We start from the raw sequence: 23,391 nt of genomic DNA, 5'->3' as shown, positions 1-23,391 counted from the left end.
GAGCGCGAAGTGGCTACCACCTATTCCCAGCCCACCGGGATCCTCGAGGCTCCCGTAGTACCCAAGTCCAAGGGGCGCATCGTCGTCAACTGGATCACCTCCACCGACCACAAGACCATCGGGTACATGTACCTGATCGCGTCCTTCGTGTTCTTCTGCTTCGGCGGCGTTATGGCGCTGCTGATCCGCGCCGAGCTGTTCGAACCCGGCATGCAGATCCTGCAGACCAAAGAGCAGTACAACCAGCTCTTCACCATGCACGGAACCGTCATGCTCCTGATGTTCGCGACGCCGCTCTTCGCCGGCTTCGCCAACGTCATCATGCCGCTCCAGATCGGTGCCCCCGACGTCGCCTTCCCGCGACTGAACGCACTGGCCTTCTGGTTCTTCCTCTTCGGTTCCACCATCGCCGTGTCCGGCTTCATCACCCCGCAGGGTGCGGCATCGTTCGGCTGGTTCGCGTACGCGCCGCTGTCCAACACGACGTTCAGCCCCGGCGTGGGCGGTGACCTCTGGGTCTTCGGCCTGGCGCTCTCCGGCTTCGGCACCATCCTCGGTGCGGTCAACTTCATCACAACCATCATCTGCATGCGCGCCCCGGGCATGACCATGTGGCGGATGCCGATCTTCACCTGGAACATCCTGGTGACGGCCATCCTGGTTCTGATGGCGTTCCCGCCGCTGGCTGCGGCCCTCTTCGCCCTCGGTGCGGACCGCCGCTTCGGTGCCCACATCTTCGACCCGGAAAACGGCGGCGCGGTCCTCTGGCAGCACCTGTTCTGGTTCTTCGGCCACCCCGAGGTCTACATCATTGCCCTGCCGTTCTTCGGCATCGTTTCCGAAATCTTCCCGGTCTTCAGCCGCAAGCCGATCTTCGGTTACAAGGGCCTGGTCTACGCAACGATCTCCATCGCCGCCCTGTCCGTGACGGTGTGGGCCCACCACATGTACGTCACCGGTTCGGTCCTGCTGCCGTTCTTCTCCTTCATGACGATGCTGATCGCGGTTCCCACCGGCGTGAAGTTCTTCAACTGGATTGGCACCATGTGGCGGGGGTCTATCACGTTTGAAACCCCCATGCTCTGGAGCATCGGCTTCCTGGCGACGTTCCTCTTCGGCGGCCTCACCGGCATTATCCTGGCGTCCCCGCCGCTGGACTTCCACGTCTCGGACTCCTACTTCGTGGTGGCGCACTTCCACTACGTCGTCTTCGGCACGGTCGTCTTCGCGATGTTCGCAGGCTTCTACTTCTGGTGGCCGAAGTGGACCGGCAAGATGCTCAACGAGCGTCTCGGCAAGATCCACTTCTGGATGCTGTTCCTGGGCTTCCACGGAACGTTCCTCATCCAGCACTGGCTGGGTGTCGAGGGCATGCCCCGCCGTTACGCGGACTACATGCCGCAGGACAACTTCACCTGGATGAACCAGTTCTCCACCTACGCCTCGTTCCTGCTGGGCGCCTCGCTGATCCCGTTCTTCTGGAACGTTTACATCACCTGGCGCAGCAACGAGAAGGTCGAAGTGGATGACCCGTGGGGCTTCGGCGCCTCGCTGGAGTGGGCAACCTCCTGCCCGCCGCCGCGCCACAACTTCACCTCGCTGCCGCGGATCCGTTCGGAACGTCCTGCCCTGGACCTGCACCACCCCGAACTCTCCCAGACCTACACCGTCGAGTCTCCGGCCCCGGCCGCAGAAGCCCTCGGTAACGCCGACCAGAAGGACAACCCCTAGTGAAGATCGAATCAAGGATTTTTGGACTCGGAGTCTTCTTCTTCGTGCCGGTAGCCGTGATCTACGGCTTCCTCACGAACTGGTCCGAGTGGGTCGGCATCCTCGGGGTGCTGCTGGTCGGCGGCCTCGCCGGCATGATCGGTGCCTACCTCGCCTTCACCGGAAAGCGCGTCGGGATGCGTCCCGAGGACCGCAGTGACGCCGAGATCCACGAAGGCGCCGGCGAGCAGGGTCACTTCAGCCCCTGGAGCTGGTGGCCGCTGGTCCTCGGCCTGGCCTGCGCCGCCGGGTTCCTCGGCCTGGCGATCGGTTTCTGGATCGTCTACATCGCGGCCGGCATGGCAGTGGTCGCCCTGATTGGCTGGGTCTACGAATACAGCCGCGGAGACCACGCGCACTAAGGTCCGTCAGGACACCCGGATAGACAACGACGGCGGGCCCCACCATTTGGTGGGGCCCGCCGTCGTTGTGCTGTTTATGGTTCCAAGCTGTTTCGAGCTTCGCGGGGGATCAGCGGGCCCGGGCGGACTCCAGCAGCTCGCATAGCCCGTCCAGGGCCGCCCCGACGTCGCCGGCACTGTAGCCGTCCGGGACCGCGCCGGGGTCGACCGCCAGTTCCACCTCGCAGCCGCAGGGGAAGTCCTCCGTCATCACTTCAAGCAGCGAGCGGGCGTCGACGCCGGGCCTGCCGTCCTTGCTGATGGTGACGGGCAGTCCGGTCTCGTGGACGGCGCGGACGAAAAGCGCCGCCGGCCGGGCGTGCAGTCCGATGGATGCCTGCACAATTGCGTTCCGAACTGGCAACGGGGCTCCCTTTGGTTTTTTCAGAAGTGTCCTGCCGGCGGTACCGGCGCATTTAAGCCTAACGGCGGGGTGGGTCCCGGGCGAACCGGGGCAGCAGGTGGTCTAGACCTCGCTGGCAGGTGGCCTAACCTTGAGGTATGACTCATTCCGGAAGGCGGCGCTGTGGCGGCCTCTGACGCATCCCGCATGGCCGGGGAGATCGACCGGCACAACGGCACCCCCATTTACGTCCAGCTGCGCGAACTCATCAGAACCCACATCGCGGAGGCCTGCCCTCCGGGCTCGGCGCTGCCGTCGGAGCGCGATCTCGCCGAGCGGTTTGGCCTGGCCAGAATGACCGTTCGCCAGGCCATCGACGCCTTGGTGGGGGAGGAGGTCATTGAACGCGTGGTGGGCCTTGGCACCTTCGTGCGGAAACCCAAACTCGACCTGCAGGTAAAACTGACCTCCTACAGCGAGGAGATGCAGCGCCGCGGCATGGTTCCCGCAGCCAAGGTCCTCAGCTTTGAGCAGATCGGTGCCAGCGCCTTCCTGGCCCGCGAACTCCAGCTGGAGGAGGGGACGCCCCTGGTGCGGTTCCGACGGCTCCTGTTGGCCGACAACGAACCCATGAGCGTGGACGAGAACTTCATTCCGGCCCACCGCGTGCCCGGCCTGCTCGACGGCGAACCGCCCACGTCGCTCTACAACGTCCTCAGTGAACGGTACGGGCTGGTGATGGAGTGGGGGGAGGACATGATCGAGGCGACGGCCGCCTCCCCGTCGACGGCCCGCCTGCTCAACGTTGAAGTGGGGTCCCCGCTGTTGAAAATCCAGCGCCACGCCTTCGTGGCACGGTCCATGGTGGACTACTCGGTGTCCTACTACCGGGCCGACCGCTACAAGCTCTGGGTGCCCCTCCAGCGGCCCGGCGTACGCCCGACGCGCAACTACGCCTCCGGCTACCGCTCCTAGCGGCACAGGGGCTTCAGCGGCCGGGTAGAGGGATCCGCCGCCGGCCAGCCGGCAGTGGTCCGGCCAGCCGCCCCCAGACGCAGGAAGGCCCGGTCCTGGTGGACCGGGCCTTCCTGTTTGTCTTCGTGCCTGAGGGCGCTGGCTAGTGGCTGAGCGTCTTCTGCGAGGCGCCGGAGTCGATGGCCTCGTGCTCGCCGTGGTGGCCATGCGCGGCCGCCAGTTCTGCGGGCGTGGCCGGGGCGACCCGGTCCTCGAAGAACCACTTGGAGAACAGCGCGCGGCGCTTCTCCTTCTTGTCGACAACGCCATGCTCGTTCGGCTGGGCCGGAAGCGGCGACGGCGACTCGAAGCCAACCAGCTTGTAGCGCTTGTACTCATCCAGCGGAGCGTGGACCTCGATGAACTCGCCGTGCGGCAGGCGCACGATGCGGCCGGTTTCACGCCCGTGCAGGGCGATCTCGCGGTCCTTGCGCTGGAGCGCCAGGGCAACGCGCTTCGTGACGATGAAGGCGATGACCGGGCCGATGAAGAACAGTGCACGCAGCCAGTACGTCACATCGTTCAGCGACACGTGGAAGTGCGTGGCGATGAGGTCCGAGCCGGCCGCGGCCCACATGACGCAGTACCAGACGAAACCGGCCATGCCGATCGCGGTGCGGGTCGGAGCGTTGCGGGGACGGTCGAGGACGTGGTGCTCGCGGTTGTCCTTGGTGATCCAGCGTTCGATCCACGGGTACGTGAAGAGGACCGTGAAGAGGATGCCTGCCGGCACAAGGGCGGGGAGCAGGACGTTGAAGCTGAACACCTGGCCGAACCAGACCTGTTCAACCTGCCAGTCGCCGATGATGCCCGGCATGAGGCGCAGGGCGCCGTCAACGAAGCCGATGTACCAGTCAGGCTGGGTGCCGGCGGAAACAGGGGAGGGATCGTAGGGGCCATAGTTCCAGATCGGGTTGATGGTGAAGAACCCTGCCATCAGGGCAACGACACCGAACACGATGAAGAAGAAGCCGCCGGCCTTGGCCGCGTAGACCGGGCCGAGGGGGTAGCCGACGACGTTGCCGTCGTTGCGGCCCGGGCCGGGGTACTGGGTGTGCTTGTGCACCACGACCATAAAGAGGTGCAGCACGATCATCAGCAGGATGAGGGCCGGAACCAGAAGGATGTGCAGCATGTACAGGCGTCCGATGACGGCAGTGCCGGGGAACTCCCCGCCGAAGAGGAAGAACGAGATGTACGTTCCAACGACCGGGATCGACTTGATCACGCCGTCGATGATGCGCAGGCCGTTGCCGGAAAGCAGGTCATCGGGGAGGGAGTAGCCGGTGAAGCCGGCAGCCATCGAGAGGATGAGCAGCACGCCGCCCACCACCCAGTTCATTTCGCGGGGCTTGCGGAACGCTCCGGTGAAGAACACGCGCAGCATGTGAACCGACACGGATGCCACGAACAGCAGCGCGGACCAGTGGTGGACCTGGCGCATGAAAAGGCCGCCGCGGACATCAAAGGAGATGTTGAGGGATGAGTTGTAGGCCACCGACATCTCGACGTTCTTCAACGGGGTGTAGGAACCCTGGTAGTGCGTTTCCGCCATGGACGGGTCAAAGAAGAACGTCAGGAACGTGCCCGAGAGGAGCAGGATGACGAAGGAGTACAGGGCCACTTCGCCGAACATGAAGGACCAGTGGTCCGGGAAGACCTTCCGGCCGAATTCCCGGAGGATGCCGGAACCGCCAACGCGCTCGTCAACGAAGTTCGTGATGCGACCGCCTGAGGTCTTGGCGACGAAGGTGGGGGCATCAGGCGTTGATGTTGCGCTCATGCTGATCACGCTCCCAATAGCTAGGTCCGACTGGTTCATGGAAGTCGCTCGTAGCGACCAGGTAGCCCTCGGAGTCAACTGCGATGGGCAGCTGGGGGAGGGGCCGGCTGGCCGGGCCGAAGATTACCTTGCATTCCTGCGTGAGGTCGAAGGTTGACTGGTGGCACGGGCACAGCAGGTGGTGGGTCTGCTGCTCATACAGGGCAACAGGGCAACCAACGTGGGTGCAGATCTTGGAATACGCGACGATTCCGTTGTAGCCCCAGTCCTCGCGGCCCGGTGACGGGTTGAGGGACTCGGGGTTGAGGCGCATGAGCAGAACAACGGCCTTGGCCTTTTCGTTCAGCTTGCCCTCGTGAAGTTCGTTCAGGCCTTCCGGGATGACGTGGAAAGCGGAACCGATGGTGACGTCGGCGGCCTTGATGGGGGTTCCATCCGGGTCGCGGGTCAGGCGCTTGAGCTTGCCGTCCTGGGGCGCCCACATGGTGTGCGCCAGCTTGTCGTCCGGACGCGGACCAAGGTCACCGAAGATCGCGATGGCCGGCAGGGGAGCCAGCGCCACGGCGCCGAGCAGTGTGTTGCGGATCAGCGGACGGCGCTTGATGCCGGTTTCCTCGACGATGTCGTCAACGATCCGGACAGCTGCCTGGCGGTCGTCCTCGGTGCGGATCGCATGGCGCTCTTCGGAGACTTCATGGTCCGGCATGAGGGCCTTTGCCCAGTGCACGATTCCGGTGCCGATGCCCAGCATGGCAAATGCGGTGCCGAGTCCCAGCAGCGCATTCTGCAGCCGGATTGTCGCGATCGAGGAGTCATCGCCCAGATCGATGGCGAAGTACGCCACCAGGAATATCAGGGTGCCAACAACGGAGGTCCCGAAAAGTAGGGCCACCTGCCGTTCTGCTCGCTTTGCGGCCTTCGGGTCCGTGTCAGCCAGGCGCAAACGATGCGGAGGAATTCCAGGATCCTGGAACTTCTCCACCTCATTCTGACCAGCCGTAGCTACGGTGCCCGAGTGGTTCGGACTGCCGTCACTATGGTTGCCCATAATTCGCCTCATCCCTCTCTCGTCTCGGCGTATGCCGAGTTAGCTTTTCAATTCGAACTGCTGACGGGTCAGCAGCAAACTTTTACAGGTGTTACAGGTGGCTAGGACGTCCGGGACGTCAGCCAGATGGTGAAGGCGATGATGACGCCGAGGCCTGCGATCCAGACGAACAGGCCCTCAGAGACGGGACCCAGGGAGCCGAGGTCCGCGCCGCCGGGTGAACCGTTGGCTTCGATCTGCTTCAGGAAGGTGATGATGTCCCGCTTGCCCTCGGGGGAGAGGTTGGCATCGCTGAAGACCGGCATGTTCTGCGGCCCGGTCACCATCGCTTCGTAGATGTGCTTGCTGCTGACGTCGCCCAGGGCCGGAGCGAACTTGCCCCGGGTCAGCGCACCGCCGGCAGCGGCAGCGTTGTGGCACATGGCGCAGTTCACGCGGAACAGCTCGCCGCCCTTGGCGGCATCGCCCTGGCCGTCGAGGACGTTGGCTTCGGGGATGGACGGGCCGGGGCCGAGCGAAGCAACGTAAGCGGCCAGCTGGTGGGTCTGCTCTTCGTTGAACTGGACGGGCTTCTTGGGGGCCTGCGGCGCGTTCATCTGCATGGGCATACGGCCGGTGCCGACCTGGAAGTCAACGGCGGCAGCGCCGACGCCTACCAGGGAGGGGCCCGCCGGGGAGCCGCTGGCACCCATGCCGTGGCAGGTGGAGCAGTTGGCTTCGAAGAGCTTTTTGCCCTCTTCCGCGTCGTTTGCGCTGAAGCTGGTGGTGGCTTTGGCCTGGTTGACGTTGGTGGCAACGGCGTACAGCCCACCAGTGACCAGGAGGCCCATCAGCAGCAGTGCAATTGCTGCCAGTGGGTGACGTCGCTTCTGCGAGAGTGCCTTCACGTGGTGGTTCCTTTATTCGATCCTGCGTGGGCTCGAAGAGCCGCTTCTTGAAATTCTGCCTCTTGTAGAAAAAGAGTCAAGTCTTGCTACTTGAGGACGTAGATGACCAGGAAGAGGCCGATCCAGACGACGTCGACGAAGTGCCAGTAGTACGAGGTGACAATCGCGGAGGTTGCTTCGAAGTGTCCGAACTTCTTCGCCGCGAAGGACCGTCCCATGATGAGGAGGAACGCCACCAGGCCGCCGATCACGTGCAGGCCGTGGAAGCCTGTGGTGATGTAGAACGCCGAGCCGTAGGCGTTGGAGGAGAGTGAGACGTGCTCGGAGACGAGCATGGCGTACTCAGCCGCCTGGCCGGCCACGAAGAAGGCGCCCATGAGGAAGGTCAGGGTGAACCATTCGTTCATGCCCCAGCGGGTGAAGCTGAAGCGGCCGCCGGTCCTGCGCGGCTGAAGCCGCTCAGCGGCGAAGACGCCCATCTGGCAAGTAAAGGAACTGGCCACGAGGACGATCGTGTTGATGAGCGCAAAGGGGAAGTTGAGCTTGGCTGTCTCCTCGGCCCACATCTGTCCGGACGTCGAACGGAGTGTGAAGTACATGGCAAAGAGACCGGCGAAGAACATCAACTCACTGGACAGCCAGACTACGGTTCCTACAGAAACCATGTTCGGGCGGTTCAGCGTCGGGTGCGCCGGGGTACTGGGGGCATGGGTCGCAGATGTCACATAGACATTATGTCTATAAAACTCCCTCCTGCCCAACGCAAACCGCCTTTTCGGAGGACTTTTTCTACAAAGACGCGAAATCGCGCGGAAAAGTTCCCGGCCCCGTTCACATTGGTCATTGCGGCGCGCACCTCGATAGCATCAGGACGTGACTTCTCAGGCATCTGCACAGGCGGCAGGCAACACCTGGCCGCGGCTCATCAACGCACTCATCAACGGCACGGACCTCTCCGCCGGCAACACTGAGTGGGCGATGAACTCGATCATGTCCGGTGAGGCCACGCCGGCGCAGGTTGCCGGATTCCTTGTTGCTCTGCGGGCCAAGGGGGAGACCGTGGATGAGCTGGTGGGCCTGGTCGAGGCGATGATCGCCAACGCCAGCCCCATTGACATCGCCGGGCAGAAGCTCGACATCGTCGGCACCGGCGGGGACCAGCAGAACACGGTCAACATCTCCACCATGGCCGCGCTGATCGCGGCCGGTGCAGGCGCCAAGGTGGTTAAGCACGGCAACCGTGCCGCATCCTCCACCTCAGGCTCCGCGGATGTCCTCGAAGCACTCGGCGTCCGGCTGGATCTGCCGATCCCGCGTGTCGCGCGCAACGCGGAAGAAGCCGGCATCACGTTCTGTTTCGCCCAGGTGTTCCATCCCTCGATGCGGCATGCCGCCGTCGCCCGCCGTGAGCTTGGCGTGCCGACCGCCTTCAACTTCCTGGGGCCCATGATCAACCCCGCCCACGTCCAGGCTTCCGCGGTGGGCGTAGCCAATGAGCGGATGGCGCCGCTGGTTGCCGGTGTGCTCGCGAAGCGCGGCAGCCGCGGGCTGGTGTTCCGAGGGAGTGACGGGCTTGATGAACTGACTACCACCGGACCGTCCACCGTCTGGGAGATCCGGAACGGCGCTGTGACGGAGGAGATGTTCGATCCGGCCGACCTGGGGGTCCGCCGGGCCACCCTGGAGGAGCTGCGCGGCGGGGACGCCGCGGCCAATGCCGCCGTCGTGCGTTCCGTCCTGGCCGGCGGGCACGGTCCCGCGCGTGACGCGGCGTTGCTCAATGCCGCCGCCGGGCTCGTGGCCTTCGACCTTGACGCCGTCGGCGGCTTCAGGGAACGCATGGCCGCGGCGCTCAAGCGCGCGGAGGAATCGATTGAAACGGGTGCGGCTGCTGCCGTGCTGGACCGGTGGGTCGCACTCTCACGCAGCTGATGCGCCGCCGGGCGCAGCGCCTCTAGCGTTCCCCTTGAACGCAGGGGCGCTGGATGCTGTTCCTGAACGTCGGGCCCTACTGCTCGAAGCCGAGGGCGAAAGCCGCGTCCAGGTCGTGCTGGGAGTAGGCGCGGAACGCGATCTGGGTGGTGGTGTGCACCACGCCCGGCACCTTGGAGAGCTTGTCGGCGATGGCGTCCGCCAGATCCTCGTGCCGGGGCACCCGGGCAATGGCGATGAGGTCCCACTCGCCGGTCACCGAGTAGACCTCGCTGATGCCCTGGATGGCGGAGATTTCTTCCGCGGTCTCCGGGATGCGGGAAGCGTCTGTCTTAATCAGGACGAAAGCGGTGACCACGTGTGAACCTTTCCGGATCTGTTGCGCCGTTGCCGGCCCGGCCGGCAGCCCGTTGGCTCTCCGAGGCCTGGGCCATTTCCTAGCAAGCCTAGTCCATCAGGGGTTCCGGCGGCGTGTGTTGCGCCGCCGGACGGCGGCCGCCACGAGGCGGTATCCCAGCAGGAACACCCCGAGGCTGAGCAGGGCCACGATGACGAACGGCAGCACCACAGTCTGCCCGGTGACGGCGCGCAGGATCATGCCCAGGGCCACGGTCCCGAGCCAGACAGCGGCGCCGGCCGGCCAGACAGGCAGCGGTGCCCGCCAGAGCCGCAAAGTGAGCCAGGTCAGCGCCGCGCCCGCCAGGAACGGCCAGGCTGTCGCCAGGACCCCGGTGACAACGTCGCCGCGCTGGTGGGCGTCCCGGCCGATCGCCGCGAAGATCAGGATGAGTACAACGTCGGCGCACGCGGCCAGAACGGCGGTCCGCGGGGCAGCCGGCGCAGGTCCGGTCACAGCTGGACGGGGGAGCGGCGGGGTCGAAGAAGCCATGCTTCCAAGCGTAGCCGGGCCGGCTGGATGAACCTGCCGGCGGCGGTCCGGACCCGGAGGGCTCGCAACTGGCCATGCAGGCCATGCTGGGAATGCGGAAGCTGGACATCGCTGTTCTGCAGAAGGCCTAGGACCGAGGGTAGCCCCGGAGCGGACCCGGTGCCGCGGCGCTCCGGAGCCGGTAACCATTGCATCTTGCCGTCTGATCGCCCCAGGGTGTCCAATCCATATACACAGCCCCACGCGGTGCGGGTGCCGGCGGCCGGCCGGCGGACGGATGCACACCAGGAGGTTCCCATGCCTGCCAAAGACGCCAAGGTTCCGGCGAAGGCCGCCGCCCGGGGCACGTCCGAACTCCGCCGGGCCGACGCCTCCGACGCGCTCCCGCCCGAACACCCGGACCAGGTCCGCAACGTGGCGCTGGTGGGGCATTCCGGATCCGGGAAGACGATGCTGGCGGAAGCGCTGCTGGCCGCGACAGGCGCCATAGCGCGGAAAGGATCGATCGCTGAAGGCACCACGGTGGGAGATTCCGAGCCGGCCGCGGTCCACCAGCAGCGCTCCGTCGCGCTTTCCGTGATCCCGGTCCTGGCCGGGGGCGTCAAGGTGAACGTGCTCGATACGCCCGGCTACCCGGACTTCGTGGGGGAACTGCGTGCCGGGCTGCGGGCGGCGGACGCGGCACTGTTCGTTGTCTCCGCCGCGGACGGCATCGATGCGGCCACCACGGCACTCTGGGAGGAATGCCGGTACGTCGGAATGCCCCGGGCAGTGGTGATCAGCCGGATGGACCACCCCCGGGCGGACTTCGACGCCGCCCTCGCGGAGTGCCGGCGGGCCTTCGGCGACACGGTGCTGCCGCTCTACCTGCCTGTCACCCAGGGCACGGAAGTCACCGGACTGCTGGGTCTGCTCACGGGCACCGTCTCGGACCGGCCGGGTGGCGCGGCGGGTCCCGCGGTCCGGAACACCGACGACGTCGAACGCGTCGCCTCGGAGGCCGCCCGCGGCGCACTGATCGAGGGGATCATCGCCGAAAGCGAGGATGAATCGCTGATGGACCGGTACCTCGACGGCGAGGACATCCCCGCCGGGGTCCTGGCCAGTGACCTCGAGACGGCCGTTGCGCGGGGATCATTCCATCCGGTCATCGCCACCTCCGCCGAGACCGGCGTCGGCCTGGCGGAACTGCTGGACGTGGTGACACGTGCCTTCCCGCCGCCAACCCGCCACGCGCTCCCGAAGGTCACCGACCTTGAAGGCAACCCGGTTGAGGCTCCGGGCTGCGATCCCGCGGGTCCGCTGTTAGGGGAGGTGGTGCGGACCACCACCGATCCGTTCCTGGGCCGCGTCTGCCTGGTCCGGCTCTTCTCCGGCACACTGCGGGAGGACTCGGCCGTGCATGTGGCCGGGCACGGACTGGAAGACCGGGGCCATCCCGACCATGACAGCGACGAACGCGTGGCCCACCTGTATTCACCGCTCGGGGCCAGCCTGCGGCCGGTGCCGTACAGCGTGGCGGGGGACATCTGCGCCATCACCAAACTGGGACCCGCCGAGACCGGGGACACGGTTTCGGCCAAGGACATGCCCCTGCTGATCCAGCCGTGGGAGATGCCGGATCCGCTGCTGCCCGTGGCCGTCGAGGCAGCCTCCCACGGGGACGAGGATGTCCTGGCACGCAGCCTCGCCAAGGTCGCCGCCGGCGACCCGGCCTTGCGGGTGGAGCGGAACTCCGAGACGCACCAGCTGGTCCTGTGGTGCACCGGCGAGGCCCACGCGGATGTGGTTCTGGGCAGGCTCCGCGAGCAGGGCGTCAACCTGCAGAGCGTCGACGTCGTCACCCCGCTGCGGGAGACGTTTGCCGGGCCCGCTGCCGGGCACGGCCGGCACGTCAAACAGTCCGGCGGCCACGGCCAGTACGCCGTCTGCGATATCGAGGTGGAGCCGCTGGAGCGCGGCGCCGGTTTTGAATTTGTCGACAAGACGGTCGGCGGGGTGATTCCAGGCCCCTTCATCACCTCGGTGGAGAAGGGTGTGCGGGCGCAGATGCAGAAAGGCGTATCTGCAGGGTTCCCCGTCGTGGACATCCGGGTGACCCTGCTGGGCGGCAAGGCGCACAGTGTGGACTCGTCGGACGCGGCGTTCCAGGCAGCCGGGGCGCTGGCCCTGCGCGAGGCGGCCGCAGCGGGCCGGATCCAGCTGCTGGAACCGGTCTCGGCGGTGACGATCCGTGTGTCCGACGACCATGTGGGGGCAGTGATGAGCGACTTGTCGTCCCGCCGGGCCCGGCTGACCGGAACGACGTCCACCGGGAGGGACCTGACCGAAATCAGTGCCGAGGTGCCGGACCAGGAGCTGTTGCGCTACGCCATCGAACTGCGCGCCCTGACGTCGGGAAGCGGCCGCTTCAGCCGGAGGTACCTGCGGCATGAGCCGGTTCCGGCAGCAGCCGCCCGCACTGCCACGAAAGACTGAACGCCCGGCAGGCCGGACGACAGGGTGCCGAGAAATCTATTTGAGGACGTCGCTGAGGGGGACATACTTCAGGTTTGAGGTGTCGGCGCCGGAATTCGCTTCGTCGTGGACCACCAGCATGCCCTGTTCGAACCGCGGCCCGACATTCTCCATGGTGGCGGCCAGGCCGTCGGTGCCTGTCACGCCGTCGACGTCCCCGTTGCCGGCGACCTTGAAGGACTTCAGGAAGGCGTTGCTGCCGGCACGGTCGTAGATGGCGATGGTGGAGTCGCCCTGGCTCGAGACGAACAGGTACCCGGCGCCGTCCGCGCCGTAGGCGATGCTCATCCCCTCGACGTCGGCCTCCAGCCGGCCGTCCCCGACCGCGTCAACGGAGGTGCGCTCCGTCCCGGCGTCGGGCTCCGCCCCGTATTTCCAGATGCCCACGCCCTCTTGCCCGACGTACAGGTGCCCCAGTTCGTCGTCGGCGACACAGCTCTCCGTGATGCTGCTGACCGGGAGGGTCCGGACGGGGGTGGCGTCAACCTTGCCCGTGCTGTCCGCTGCCAGCTCGAACTGCTGCACGGAGCCGGCGCCGTTGGGTGTCACGAAGGCATAGAACTTTCCGCTGGCCCGGCTGTGGTACATGCAGAAACCGTAGTTGGGCGCCTCGGTGGCAATGCTGCGGGCCGCGACCGGCGCCAGGGTCCTGGTTGCCGGGTCCAGGGACCACAGGGCCAGCGTATTGTCCGTCCGGTTGTTGCCCCCCACCAGCACCGTGGAGGACCCCGACGCCGGGAACCCGGCCCTGAGGTCGACGTTGCCAATCATCCCGTCGGGGCGGAAGTGAACCATTTTTCCGTTCATGTCGAAGAGCCCGATGCCGCCGCCTGAGGTTGCCTTGTTATCCGCCACAACGAGGCTGTTGCCGGGGTCCGCGGGGTCCACCCAGATGGCGGAGTCATCGGAGATGTCGCCGGAACCCGGGAATGTTTCCGTCTCCAGCACGGGTGCCGCTGTTGGTTTCTCCAGGGCGGGCGCCGGGGTCCCGCCGTCGCCGGTGGTCGCAGTTGCACTGGGTGCAGCGGAAGTGGGCAGCGCCGGGGGAGGGGACGGGGTGCAGCCGGACAGGGCCGGTACGGACAGCGCCACCAGCGCGAGCATCGTCGCAAAAGGTCGGACATGCAGGGGCATGCGCGCTCCAGGGGCCGTGGGAATGTTCGCGTCAACGGAGTATGGGGACGCGGAGCTGCGGATGTCAAGGGGCCGATCAGCCGGCCATTTTCACGCCAGCAGCATCGAAGGGAAGGAAAGCCCCGCAGGAGGTATGTATCCGTTCCATTGGAGTCAGTCTTTGTCCGCATGGCCTGAACTCTCGGACAGCGAGACCATGGCTCCGCACCGGAGGCGGCGTGTTCTGGGTTCCCGGGCAGCTGAATGGAGCCGGCGGTGTTGGTGCCGTCAGGACGAACGAGTCCGCGAATTGTTGTGAGGTGTCCGGATCAGAATTCTGATCCAGGGTCAGGCGCTGGCGGGGGCAGGCAAGTACTGGGAGCGTGCCTGGATTGCCTGGCCGTAGGCAAGGGACAGCGCCCACGCCAGCGGGGTGCCCTCCGCGGGGCTGTAGGTCGGGGCTTGGCACCAGATGGTCAGGTAGGTCGCCTCGAGGACTTCCTGCGCCGGCTTCGCTTCCGGGATGATCCGGCGGATGAGGCCGTAGCAGCGAGCCGACGTTTGGGTGTAGAACCTCTCAAACGCACGTCGGTCGGCGGATGCCATGGCAGCAAGCAGACGAGCAAGTTCCACGTGTTGGTTGTCGTCCACGGGTGCCCCGGGACCTGCAGATATTGTCGCTGTCAAACTCACTCCACCATCAGGTCAAATTTCGCTAGTTTGTCTAGTGTTATGCATGCTTAGCAGTTTGTCCAGACCGCACGGTCGTCGGCGGCGGGGGATGGTGGCTGTGCACAAAATGCGGATCCCTGCAGGGAAAGCCCCGAAAGAGCCGCGGACCTATTAGCCTTCGCAGTTCCTCGAGCCTGTCGGCCACTCCGAATTCCAAACTGACGCCCGGTGCGTCGTCGAGCAGGCCTGGACCCCTGTAGCGGCGCGGATTTACATGCCGGCGCGGGCGGAGAAGGGGGAGGCATATCACGGGGTCCAAACCTGCAAACCCTGAAGGAGCGTCGATGCTAGTTGACATAATGTTGATTATCGGCGTTCTGATAACTCGCGCGGGAGGCCTTGACCGGGCGGGCTCCTGGCCGTTCCTGACTGCCGCAAATACAGTCTGTTCAACGGACCGTTCCATTGTCATCTGCGCCTGCCTCATTGAGAATGAACCATGACGGTCTACCTGAGGTCCCTCGAAACTGCTGTCCCGCCAACTGTCCTGGTCCAAACCGAAGCCCGCGATGTTTTCGCCGCTCAGCCGGGTCTCACGCGGCTCGGCACCCGGCTGGTCGCCACCTGCTTTGACTCCGCCGCCATCGACACCCGCTACACAGCCGTGGCGGAACTCACCAGCGAACGCCAGGCCGAAAACCCACAATTCTTCGACGCCGGCACGGGCCTGCTGCTCAGCCCCAGCACAAAGGTGCGCAACGATATCTTCGCCACGGAGGCCACCAAACTCTTTGTTGAGGCGGCCCGGAAGGCCCTCGACGCCAGCCCGGAAATCAGCTTACTTGACATAACTCACCTCGTGACGGTCTCCTGTACCGGGTTTTTCAACCCCGGGCCCGACTACAAAATCGTCCGCGCACTGGGCCTGAATCCCGCGGTGCAGCGCTACCATCTCGGATTCATGGGCTGCTACGCGGCGTTCCCCGCGCTGCGGGCAGCCAGGTCGTTCTGCGACGCCGACCCGGACGCCGTCGTGCTGGTGGTCTGCGCCGAGCTTTGCTCGCTGCATGTGCGGACCTCCAATGACCCGGACACCATTATGGGCTCGGCCCTGTTCGCCGACGGCGCGGCCGCGGCCATCGTGACCGCCCGCGAGTACCCGGAACGGCCTGCGCTGCTGCAGCTGGACCACTTCGAGACGGTTCTGACGCCGGTGGGTGAGGAATCCATGGCGTGGAACATCGGTGACGAGGGGTTCGAAATGGTCCTCGGCAACTACGTCCCGCACATTATCGACGACCACATCATCAGCGCCCTGGAGCCGCTTCTCTCCCGGGAGCCGCAGCTCCCGGGACTCCCCTACCGCGACATCCGGCACTGGGCCATCCACCCCGGCGGCCGCAGCATCCTGGACAAGGTCCAGTCCCGGCTGGACCTGAGCGACGAGCAGCTGGTGCCCGCCCGGGAAACCCTCCGCAACTACGGGAACATGAGCAGCGCCACCGTCCTGTTTGTCCTCCGGCACATCCTCGACCTGCCCCCGGCGGACGGCCCCGACGCCGGAGCGGAACGGATCTGCTCCATGGCCTTCGGGCCGGGGCTGACCGTGGAAACCGCGCTGTTCACCAAGCTGGCCAGTCCCGGCCACGCGGAGGCAGCACAGCGGGCCGCGCGGCGTGCGGAAGTCGCGGCGTCCGCGGCGGCGCAGCCGGAATCGGCGCTGGCCTGAGACCCGGTGGACCTGCTGCAGGCCCGGGCGGCCCACGCCGTCGAGGAGATGGACCTGCCGGGCTGTGACCCGGCCCGGCTGGACCGCACCTATGCCCAGTTCGCCGTCGTCAACCGGGCCGTGTCCGGCTGGCGGGGCATCTATGTCTCCCGGATCAGGCCCGGGCTCCGCCAGGGCACGCCGGCCACCCTGCTGGACATCGGCTGCGGGGGCGGAGACGTCCCGGTCATGCTGGCACACTGGGCAGCAAAGGACTCGCTCCGTCTGGAGGTCACGGCCATCGATCCCGATCCGCGGGCCAGCCGCTTCGCCGCGGCACGGCATGCGGCCGCGGGCGTGACGTTCCGGCAGGCGACGGCCGCCGATCTCGCCGCCGAGGGGCTGAGTTTCGACCTGGTGGTGTCCAACCATGTGCTGCACCACCTGGCGGAGGACGAACTGCCGGGATTTTTGGCCGAGTCGGCCGCTCTCTGCCACGGCACGGTCATCCACAACGACCTCCGGCGCAGCCCCGCCGCCTACGCCCTCTTCTACGCCGGCGCCCTGCCGTTCACCGGCTCCTACATCAGGCAGGACGGGCTCACGTCCATCCGCCGCAGCTACACCACCGCCGAACTCCAGGCGGCCGCTCCCCCGGGCTGGAACGTCCGCCGCCGCGCACCGTTCCGCAACCTGCTGGTCCTTGATGTGACGGGAGACGGGCGCGCAGCCGGGACCGCCCGTGGTTGATGTGCTGGTGATCGGCGGCGGACCAGTGGGACTGTTCATGGCGGCCCTGCTGCTCCAGGAGGGCGTCACCGTCCGGGTCCTGGAACAGCGCACCGGCGCCGAGCCGCACTCCCGGGCCATCGGGATCCATCCCCCGTCGCTGGACGCGCTGCAGGGCATCGGACTGGCGCCCGACCTGGTGGCGGAGGGGGTCCAGATCCGGCGCGGCCTCGCCCTGGCCGGCGGCCGGACACTCGCCGAGATGTCCTTCGCCGGGGTCTCGGACAGTTTTCCGTTTGTCCTCGCCCTGCCGCAGGCCCGGACAGCCGCGCTCCTGGAGCAGCGGGTCCGGCACCTCGACCCCGCAGCCCTCCAGCGCGGTGTGCGCGTGACGCACGTGGACGACGACGGCGGCCGGGTCACCGTCGATGCCACCTTGGGCGGGGCCCCGGTCCGGTATACGGCAGCCGTCGCTGTAGCCGCCGACGGCGTCCGGTCCGCCGTCCGCACCCAGTCCGGCATCCCGGTCCGGGCCAGGGACTATCCGGACAGCTACCTCATGGGCGACTTTGCCGACTCCACCGGCTTCGGCCCCGACGCGGCCCTGTTTCTCGAACCTGCGGGGATCGTGGAGTCCTTCCCGCTGCCCGGGAACCTGCGCCGCTGGGTGGTGCGGCTGCCTGAGCCCGGGACCGCCGGCGCGGCCCGGGACGCCGGCTGGCTCGTCGGGAGGATCCGCGAGCGGACCGGCATCGACGTGGATCCGGCGGGCAACAGCATGCTGAGCCGGTTTGAGGTCCGGTCGCGGCTGGTGCGCCGGATGGTGGCCGGCCGCACGGTGTTGGTCGGCGACGCCGCGCACGAGATCAGCCCCATCGGTGGCCAGGGCATGAACCTGGGCTGGCTGGACGCCGCCGCGCTGGCTCCCGTGGTCCTCGACTGGCTGCGCGGCGCGCCTCCGGTGGCGGCGTTGCGGGACTTCGAGGCCCGCCGCATGGCCGCCGCCGCCCGCGCCGCCCGCCAGTCCGAGATCAACATGGCGCTGGGGCGGCCCCTGCCGGGGCTGCGCTGGCAGGTGCGGTGCCGCGCCATCGCCGCGGCCGGGGCCGTACCCGCGGTGAACGGATTCGCGGCCCGCCGCTTCACCATGCAGTAAGCGGCGCCGCTCCACTGCCCCGGAAGGCCTCCGGGGATCTACGAGGGTGTGAAGTAGCAGTCGTAGCTGTCCTGGCTGGCCACCCGGCCGTCCCGCACCTCAAAAACCGAGACGATCCGTGCGCGGAGCACGTCGCCGGCGTCCCAGTGCGGCAGGTCCATCTGCGCGGTGGCCGTCCACTCGGCTTCCACCACCACGCGGCTGCCCTCACACGTGGTCCGCTGCACCTCGAAACGCTGCCCGGAGACGACGCCGCGGGCAGCGTCCGCCCCGGCCAGCACGTCACTGCGGCTGCGGGTCGCGCCGCCGGGAGCCAGCAGATGCGGCGCCTCACGCAGCACATAGTCCTCAGCCAGGAAGGGGGCAACGGCCGCCGCGCCGCCGCCTGCTTCCAGGGTGCGCAGCAGGCCGAGCACACAATTCAATGGGGTCAGCGCCACGGGGCTGGGAGATGTCATGGATCGACACTAACCAACCGCGCCCGCCCGCGCCGTTATTTCGACCCGGCACCGCCAAACAGGGCGGGAGCAGCGGCCACAGGAAAGCACAACCCATAGGGCGCTGCACCGGAATACACTGGCCCCATGGGCTGCTCCCCTCCCCTGCGCCGGGTCCCCCCGTTGCCTCTGCGCGCCGTCGTCCGTCCCGGCCGCCGGCACCGGAACTTTCCGCTCCTGCGCGGCGCAGCCGCGGCTTTGGCCCTTGCCCTGACCGTGTCCTGCAGCGCGGGCGGATCCGCCGGTATGTCCGCGCCGCCTGCCACCACACCGCCTGCCACCGCTACGACGGCGGCTTCGTCGGCTGAGCCCGGCCCGGTCACCGCCGGCATCAATCAGCTCCGTGACAACTACGGAAGCCACATCATCGCCATCCAGCTGACGAACACCACCGCCGTCCCGGTGACCGTACTCGGCGCGGCGCTCACCAGCCCGCTCTTCGCCGAAACCATCGAATGGCCGGCGACGCCCGGCGGGATCGAACTGCCGCCCGGCCAGCCCAAGATCCTGCCGGCCCAATTGCGCGATCCCGAATGCGGGCTCCAGGCGGCCGGCCCGGGCGACGGCGTAACCGTGAAGCTGCACCTCGAAGCGTCGACTGCGGCCACGGCCGCCGCCACGGTGTCCGCAGCCGACCCTTACGGCGTGCTGGGCCGGAACAACGCGGAGATGTGCCTCGCGGCAGCTGCCGCCGCCGTCGCCGGAATCCGGCTGGATCCCGAGCTGGTGGTGTCGGCCGACGGGCAAAGCGCAATCCTGGGGCTGGCCATCACGCCGCGGAATACCCCCGGCGCCGTGAACCCCGACTCAACCGGCACCCTCACGATCAACTGGATCGACGGGACCACCCTGATCGGCGAAGACCCCGCCGCCCCCTGGCCGCGGTCCGTTTCAGTCCATACCGGCGGCGTTCCCCAGCACTTCGGCCTCGGCATCCGGCCTGCCCGCTGCGATCCGCACGCGATCGCCGACGACAAAGTGGGGACGCTGATGCCGCTGAGGGTGTCCGTGGGCGGCCGGGACGGCGTCCTGAAGATCGACGCCGGCACGCTCCTGCGGGGACGCATTTACGAATTCATCACGGCTGCTTGCGGACGCCAGTAGTCTGGTGCCATGTCTCCTGACGCCAAGCCGACTGACTTCAGCGCCACCCGCATCCACGAAACCGTCCAGCAGATACTGACCGCGGGGGTGCTCCCCGCCATCGTCCAGGCCGGACACCCGGTGCTCCGGCAGCTCGCCGCGCCCTACGACGGACAGCTGAGCGACGCCGAACTGGGCCAGCTGATCGACCTGATGCGCAGCGTGATGCACAAGGCCCCCGGGGTGGGCCTGGCAGCGCCGCAGCTCGGCATTCCGCTGCAGCTTGCGGTGCTGGAGGACCAGTTCGAGGTCGACCCCGAGGTGGCCGCTGTCCGCGGCCGGGAGCCGCTGCCGTTCTTTGCCATGCTCAATCCCGCCTACGCGGCGCTGGGCGGGTCCTCCGTCGCCTTCTACGAGGGCTGCCTGTCCGTCAACGGGCTCCAGGCCGCCGTGGTCCGGCCCGAAGCGGTGCGGCTGGACTTCACCGCCCCGGACGGGAGCGTGCAGCAGCGGGAGTTCAGCGGCTGGCAGGCCAGGATCGTCCAGCACGAAACCGACCACGTGCACGGCATCCTGTATCTGGACCGCGCCGAGCTGCGGTCCATCAGCAGCAACGCCGAGTACTCCGCGCGCTGGGCGCAGCCGGACATCAGCCGCGCCCGGCAGGAACTTGGATTCCTGCCGGGCGGCTGAGCCGGTTCAGGCGCCGGCGGCAGGGGCGGGGTTCGCCGCCGTCGGCAGGTAGCGCGCCCACCACGCCAGGATCTGGTCGAACCGCTGCTTGCGGTGGTGCGGGGTTCCCGAACGTGAGAGCTCGTGGTTTTCCCCCGGGAAGACCAGGAACGCGGACTCCACGCCCAGCTGCTTGAGCGCGGTGAAGTACCGCTGGCCTTGCTCCACCGGGCAGCGGAGATCCTCTTCACTGTGGATGACCAGGGCCGGGGTGCGCACCTGGTCCACCCGCGCTATCGGGCTTTGCGCCGCCATCTGCTCGGCGGAGCGGCCCGTGTACTCGCCGCCGAAGAACCAGCCGATGTCGGAGGAGCCGGTGAAGCTGACGGGATCCAGGAAGCCCCGTTCCACAATGGCGGCTTTGAACCGGTGGTCGTGGCTGATGGTCCAGGCCGTGAGGTAGCCCCCGTAGGAGCCGCCCATGATGCCGACCGCGCCGGCGTCGAGCTCATCGAATTTGCCGAGCGCACCGTCGAGGAAGGCCAGCACGTCCTGCATGTCCAGGGTGCCCATCTTTTCCTTGATGGCCCGGCCGTGGGCCTGCCCGTATCCGGCCGAACCGCGCGGGTTGCACATCAGGACGGCGTAGCCGGCATCGGCGTAGACCTGCGCCTCGTCGAAGAGCGCGCCCGTGAACTGGGCAAACGGGCCGCCGTGGATGTTCAGCAGCACCGGGTGCGGGCCCGGGCCCGCCGGCCGCACCAGCCAGCCGTGGACCGGGTAGCCGTCGTCGGACGGAAACGTGAGTTCCACCGGCTCGATGACGCCGGCCTCGGAGCGAAGGGGCGCGGAGAAATCGGTCAGGACACGCAGCCGGCCGCCGTCGGCCACCGCCACGTCCCCGGCGGTCTGGGCGTCGGTGAAACTGACCACGAGCGATCCGCCGCCGGCGGCCGCTCCGACGACGGTGCGCGGGCCGTCCACCAGCACTTCCTGGCTCCCGGCGGCGGAGAACTCCAGCAGTTCCACGGTTCCGCGGGAGGTGTTCAGCACCAGCGCCGAGTCGGGTCCGCGCAGTTCGATCCTGCCGTTGGTGCCGAGGTCCATCGTTTCGACGTCACTGAGCCGCGTGGCCTCACCGCCGGCTGCGGGCATTACGTACAGCGCGGTGTTGCGGGCCACGAAGTCCTGGCCCGTGGCACCCATGTCCTGGGCGAGGAAGAACAGCCACTGCCCGTCCTGTGACTGGCGCACGGCGTGGACGGCCAGGCGGCCGGTGTTGGCAGGGGCGATTGCCTCCGGTTCCGCTCCCGTGTCCGCTTCTGTTTCCACTCCTGCGGGGTCTTCGTCCGCCGGAAGGCGGTAGATGCCGCTGACGAGGTCGGCGTCGCTGCCCTCATGCAGGGCAGCCGTGAAGTAGATGGTCCGGCCGTCGGCGCTGAACGATGCGCCGTTATGGTCCGTGGCTGCGGTGGTCAGCTGCCGCGCCGCCGGCAGCAGTGCGGCAGCACCTGCGGCCTGCTCCCCGGAACCGGACGGTTCAGTGGCCGCGGCCTTCAGTGCCCGCCCGGCGGGCGCCACCTTGGGTTCCGCGCCCGGCTCCGGCACTTCGACGAGGAAAAGCTGCACCGGCTTGTCCGCCGTGTACCCCACACCGTTCATCCGGTACTGGTAATCCGTGATGAGGCGTGCGTCCTCGCCGCCGGCGGAGACCCCGTCGGTGGTGCCGTACCGGCCGGCCTCCGGGGTGCGGGCGCTGTAGACGACGTGACTGGAGTCAGGCGACCACGCGAACGCCGTCACTCCCAGGGGCGCCGCCGTGACAAGCTGCGGCTCCCCGCCCGCGGCCTCCACGATGTGGAGCTGCGGCTTGCCGCCGGGCGCGGCGCGCAGGAACGCCAGCGAGTGTCCGTCCGGCGAGAAGGCGGGGGCCGTGTCGCGGAAACCGCGGGTCAGCCGGCGCGCTGGCTGTCCGCCGTCCCTGGAGGCGCCCAGGGGCACCATCCAGAGCTGGCCGACGTAGGCATCGGCGTCGAAGTCGGGGCGCACCACCGAGACCACGGCGCAGGTCCCGTCCGGGTGGACGGCAGGGGCGGAAACGGAATTCAGCAAGGGAAGATGTTCGGATTTCACGAGTGAGAGCCTAGCCCCAGTTCTCCAGGTAGTGAAATAGCTCACGTTCGCCCGGTGCCGGCGGTCCGGCCTGCTGGTGCCTGACTGGTGGTGCCTGACTGGTGGTGCCTGCTCGCACTGCTGCGCCGCCTCTAGGATGGACACTATGCCCCCCGCTTCTTCCGCCGCCCTGCTGTGCCCGGTCTGCCGCGACCGCCTGCGCTTCGACGGCGGCGCCCTGCGCACGCTGGTGTGCCCGGCCGGTCACAGCTTCGACGCGGCCAGGCAGGGCTACTTCAACTTCCTCGTGGGCAAAGGGACCGTTTTCGAGGCCGACTCGGCGGACATGGTGGCGGCGCGCTTCGACTTCCTGTCCGCCGGCCACTACCGGCCCCTCGCCGACGCGGTCGCGGACGCCGCCGTGCCGGCTTTCGCCGCCCGCACCCCCGGGACACCGGGAACGGTGCTCGACGCCGGAACCGGCACGGGCCACTACCTCCGCGTGCTGCTGGACCGGCTGGCAGCAGCCGGGACGCCCGCGGAAGCGGTCGGTCTGGACATTTCGAAGTTTGCGCTCCGCCGTGCCGCCCGGCTGAACCCGGAGGCCATTAACATCGTTGCCGACGTGTGGCAGCCCCTGCCGGTGCCGGACGGCGCGGTCGACGTCGTCACGGTCGTCTTCGCGCCGCGCAACGCGGCGGAATTCGCCCGGGTGCTCCGCCCCGGCGGCCGCCTCGTTGTGGTGACCCCCCGGCCCGGCCATCTGGCGGAAATCGCGGGCGAGGCCGGAATGCTCGGGATCGATCCGGCGAAGGAGGAGCGCCTCGCCGCCTCGCTGGAAGGATGGTTTGCGGCGCTTTCCACCGACAGCCTGGACGTGCCGCTCGCACTGTCCCCGGCCGACGTCGGCAGGCTGGCCCTGATGGGCCCGGCCGGGCACCACCTGGACCGGGAAGCCCTGGCGGCGCTCACGGCCAGGCTTCCGCCGGTGACCGCCGTGTCCGCACGGTTCCGCATCAGTGTCTTCGAACCGCGGCGCCATCACGGTCTGGTCACCTGAAGGTC

General features: G+C 67.7%; 22 protein-coding genes. 11 read left to right on the top strand and 11 right to left on the bottom strand.

All coding sequences use genetic code 11. The features are described 5' to 3' along the window. Positions 1–9: 9 nt before the first annotated feature. Positions 10–1,731 (top strand): aa3-type cytochrome oxidase subunit I, encoded by a 1,722-nt coding sequence (gene ctaD / locus ACTWQD_RS08010; protein WP_443195626.1) that lies wholly within the window; start codon positions 10–12, stop codon positions 1,729–1,731. After that, positions 1,731–2,132: a cytochrome c oxidase subunit 4 gene (locus tag ACTWQD_RS08005; RefSeq protein ID WP_443195625.1), complete on the top strand. Its 402-nt coding sequence runs from the start codon at positions 1,731–1,733 to the stop codon at positions 2,130–2,132. The genes ctaD and ACTWQD_RS08005 overlap by 1 nt, the downstream gene beginning before the upstream one ends. Positions 2,133–2,241: 109 nt before the next feature. Here the strand turns inward: ACTWQD_RS08005 and ACTWQD_RS08000 are convergent, their stop codons facing one another. Beyond that, the gene (locus tag ACTWQD_RS08000) at positions 2,242–2,535 is read right to left on the bottom strand and encodes an HPr family phosphocarrier protein (RefSeq protein WP_443195624.1); all 294 of its coding nucleotides are present in this window, start codon (positions 2,533–2,535) and stop codon (positions 2,242–2,244) included. Between the two features lie 186 nt (positions 2,536–2,721). Here ACTWQD_RS08000 and ACTWQD_RS07995 point away from each other — a divergent pair, with 186 nt between their 5' ends. Beyond that, positions 2,722–3,489: a GntR family transcriptional regulator gene (locus ACTWQD_RS07995; RefSeq protein WP_443195876.1), complete on the top strand. Its 768-nt coding sequence runs from the start codon at positions 2,722–2,724 to the stop codon at positions 3,487–3,489. A 142-nt stretch (positions 3,490–3,631) separates the two neighbouring features. Here the strand turns inward: ACTWQD_RS07995 and qcrB are convergent, their stop codons facing one another. The 4 genes from qcrB to ctaE form a co-directional block, all read right to left on the bottom strand. Next, complete coding sequence (gene qcrB / locus ACTWQD_RS07990) at positions 3,632–5,311, bottom strand: cytochrome bc1 complex cytochrome b subunit (protein ID WP_443195623.1); 1,680 nt, start codon at positions 5,309–5,311, stop codon at positions 3,632–3,634. Continuing rightward, the gene (gene qcrA / locus ACTWQD_RS07985) at positions 5,289–6,359 is read right to left on the bottom strand and encodes a cytochrome bc1 complex Rieske iron-sulfur subunit (protein WP_443195622.1); all 1,071 of its coding nucleotides are present in this window, start codon (positions 6,357–6,359) and stop codon (positions 5,289–5,291) included. Before qcrA ends, qcrB begins: the two co-directional genes overlap by 23 nt. A gap of 101 nt (positions 6,360–6,460) precedes the next feature. Beyond that, positions 6,461–7,246: a cytochrome bc1 complex diheme cytochrome c subunit gene (gene qcrC, locus ACTWQD_RS07980; protein ID WP_443195621.1), complete on the bottom strand. Its 786-nt coding sequence runs from the start codon at positions 7,244–7,246 to the stop codon at positions 6,461–6,463. Positions 7,247–7,332: 86 nt separating this feature from the next. Then, the gene (gene ctaE / locus ACTWQD_RS07975) at positions 7,333–7,971 is read right to left on the bottom strand and encodes an aa3-type cytochrome oxidase subunit III (protein WP_443195620.1); all 639 of its coding nucleotides are present in this window, start codon (positions 7,969–7,971) and stop codon (positions 7,333–7,335) included. 148 nt (positions 7,972–8,119) lie between these two features. Between ctaE and trpD the strand changes: the two genes are divergently transcribed. Next, the gene (trpD, locus tag ACTWQD_RS07970) at positions 8,120–9,178 is read left to right on the top strand and encodes an anthranilate phosphoribosyltransferase (RefSeq protein ID WP_443195619.1); all 1,059 of its coding nucleotides are present in this window, start codon (positions 8,120–8,122) and stop codon (positions 9,176–9,178) included. A gap of 76 nt (positions 9,179–9,254) precedes the next feature. Here the strand turns inward: trpD and ACTWQD_RS07965 are convergent, their stop codons facing one another. Together ACTWQD_RS07965 and ACTWQD_RS07960 are read right to left on the bottom strand one after the other, a co-directional pair. After that, a complete protein-coding gene (locus ACTWQD_RS07965; protein ID WP_066437869.1) occupies positions 9,255–9,536 on the bottom strand; it encodes an Lrp/AsnC family transcriptional regulator in 282 nt (93 codons plus the stop codon). A gap of 96 nt (positions 9,537–9,632) precedes the next feature. Beyond that, the gene (locus tag ACTWQD_RS07960) at positions 9,633–10,067 is read right to left on the bottom strand and encodes a DUF3054 domain-containing protein (RefSeq protein WP_443195618.1); all 435 of its coding nucleotides are present in this window, start codon (positions 10,065–10,067) and stop codon (positions 9,633–9,635) included. A gap of 297 nt (positions 10,068–10,364) precedes the next feature. Between ACTWQD_RS07960 and ACTWQD_RS07955 the strand changes: the two genes are divergently transcribed. Further along, complete coding sequence (locus tag ACTWQD_RS07955) at positions 10,365–12,545, top strand: elongation factor G-like protein EF-G2 (RefSeq protein WP_443195617.1); 2,181 nt, start codon at positions 10,365–10,367, stop codon at positions 12,543–12,545. Positions 12,546–12,581: 36 nt separating this feature from the next. Here ACTWQD_RS07955 and ACTWQD_RS07950 read toward each other — a convergent pair whose 3' ends face one another. Next, entirely contained in the window at positions 12,582–13,718 is a 1,137-nt protein-coding gene (locus tag ACTWQD_RS07950) for a phytase (protein ID WP_443195616.1), read from the bottom strand. Between the two features lie 327 nt (positions 13,719–14,045). Next, positions 14,046–14,330, bottom strand: coding sequence for a sigma factor (locus ACTWQD_RS07945; RefSeq protein ID WP_443195615.1), 285 nt, complete (start codon positions 14,328–14,330; stop codon positions 14,046–14,048). Between the two features lie 538 nt (positions 14,331–14,868). Between ACTWQD_RS07945 and ACTWQD_RS07940 the strand changes: the two genes are divergently transcribed. The 3 genes from ACTWQD_RS07940 to ACTWQD_RS07930 are packed head-to-tail and all read left to right on the top strand — an operon-like array spanning position 14,869 to position 17,962. Next, positions 14,869–16,098 carry a type III polyketide synthase gene (locus ACTWQD_RS07940; RefSeq protein ID WP_443195614.1) on the top strand — a complete coding sequence of 410 codons (1,230 nt, stop codon included), beginning with the start codon at positions 14,869–14,871 and terminating at the stop codon, positions 16,096–16,098. 6 nt (positions 16,099–16,104) lie between these two features. Continuing rightward, on the top strand, positions 16,105–16,827 hold the full coding sequence (locus tag ACTWQD_RS07935) for a class I SAM-dependent methyltransferase (protein ID WP_443195613.1): 723 nt from the start codon (positions 16,105–16,107) through the stop codon (positions 16,825–16,827). After that, positions 16,820–17,962 carry an FAD-dependent oxidoreductase gene (locus ACTWQD_RS07930; RefSeq protein ID WP_443195612.1) on the top strand — a complete coding sequence of 381 codons (1,143 nt, stop codon included), beginning with the start codon at positions 16,820–16,822 and terminating at the stop codon, positions 17,960–17,962. The genes ACTWQD_RS07935 and ACTWQD_RS07930 overlap by 8 nt, the downstream gene beginning before the upstream one ends. Positions 17,963–18,000: 38 nt before the next feature. Here the strand turns inward: ACTWQD_RS07930 and ACTWQD_RS07925 are convergent, their stop codons facing one another. Then, positions 18,001–18,420, bottom strand: a complete 420-nt coding sequence (locus ACTWQD_RS07925) for a nuclear transport factor 2 family protein (RefSeq protein WP_443195611.1) — start codon at positions 18,418–18,420, stop codon at positions 18,001–18,003. A gap of 126 nt (positions 18,421–18,546) precedes the next feature. Here ACTWQD_RS07925 and ACTWQD_RS07920 point away from each other — a divergent pair, with 126 nt between their 5' ends. Continuing rightward, on the top strand, positions 18,547–19,563 hold the full coding sequence (locus tag ACTWQD_RS07920) for a hypothetical protein (RefSeq protein WP_443195610.1): 1,017 nt from the start codon (positions 18,547–18,549) through the stop codon (positions 19,561–19,563). A gap of 9 nt (positions 19,564–19,572) precedes the next feature. Beyond that, positions 19,573–20,235, top strand: a complete 663-nt coding sequence (locus ACTWQD_RS07915; RefSeq protein WP_443195609.1) for a peptide deformylase — start codon at positions 19,573–19,575, stop codon at positions 20,233–20,235. Positions 20,236–20,241: 6 nt separating this feature from the next. On the opposite strand, the gene ACTWQD_RS07910 is transcribed toward ACTWQD_RS07915, so the two are convergent. Next, positions 20,242–22,347: a S9 family peptidase gene (locus ACTWQD_RS07910; RefSeq protein WP_443195608.1), complete on the bottom strand. Its 2,106-nt coding sequence runs from the start codon at positions 22,345–22,347 to the stop codon at positions 20,242–20,244. Between the two features lie 145 nt (positions 22,348–22,492). Here ACTWQD_RS07910 and ACTWQD_RS07905 point away from each other — a divergent pair, with 145 nt between their 5' ends. After that, on the top strand, positions 22,493–23,386 hold the full coding sequence (locus ACTWQD_RS07905) for a methyltransferase domain-containing protein (RefSeq protein ID WP_443195607.1): 894 nt from the start codon (positions 22,493–22,495) through the stop codon (positions 23,384–23,386). Positions 23,387–23,391 lie beyond the last annotated feature (5 nt).

Source organism: Pseudarthrobacter sp. 1C304, assembly GCF_052245515.1.
Classification (GTDB): domain Bacteria; phylum Actinomycetota; class Actinomycetes; order Actinomycetales; family Micrococcaceae; genus Arthrobacter.
Note: the sequence above shows the minus strand (reverse complement) of the source record. Positions and strands in the feature narration are given on the sequence as shown.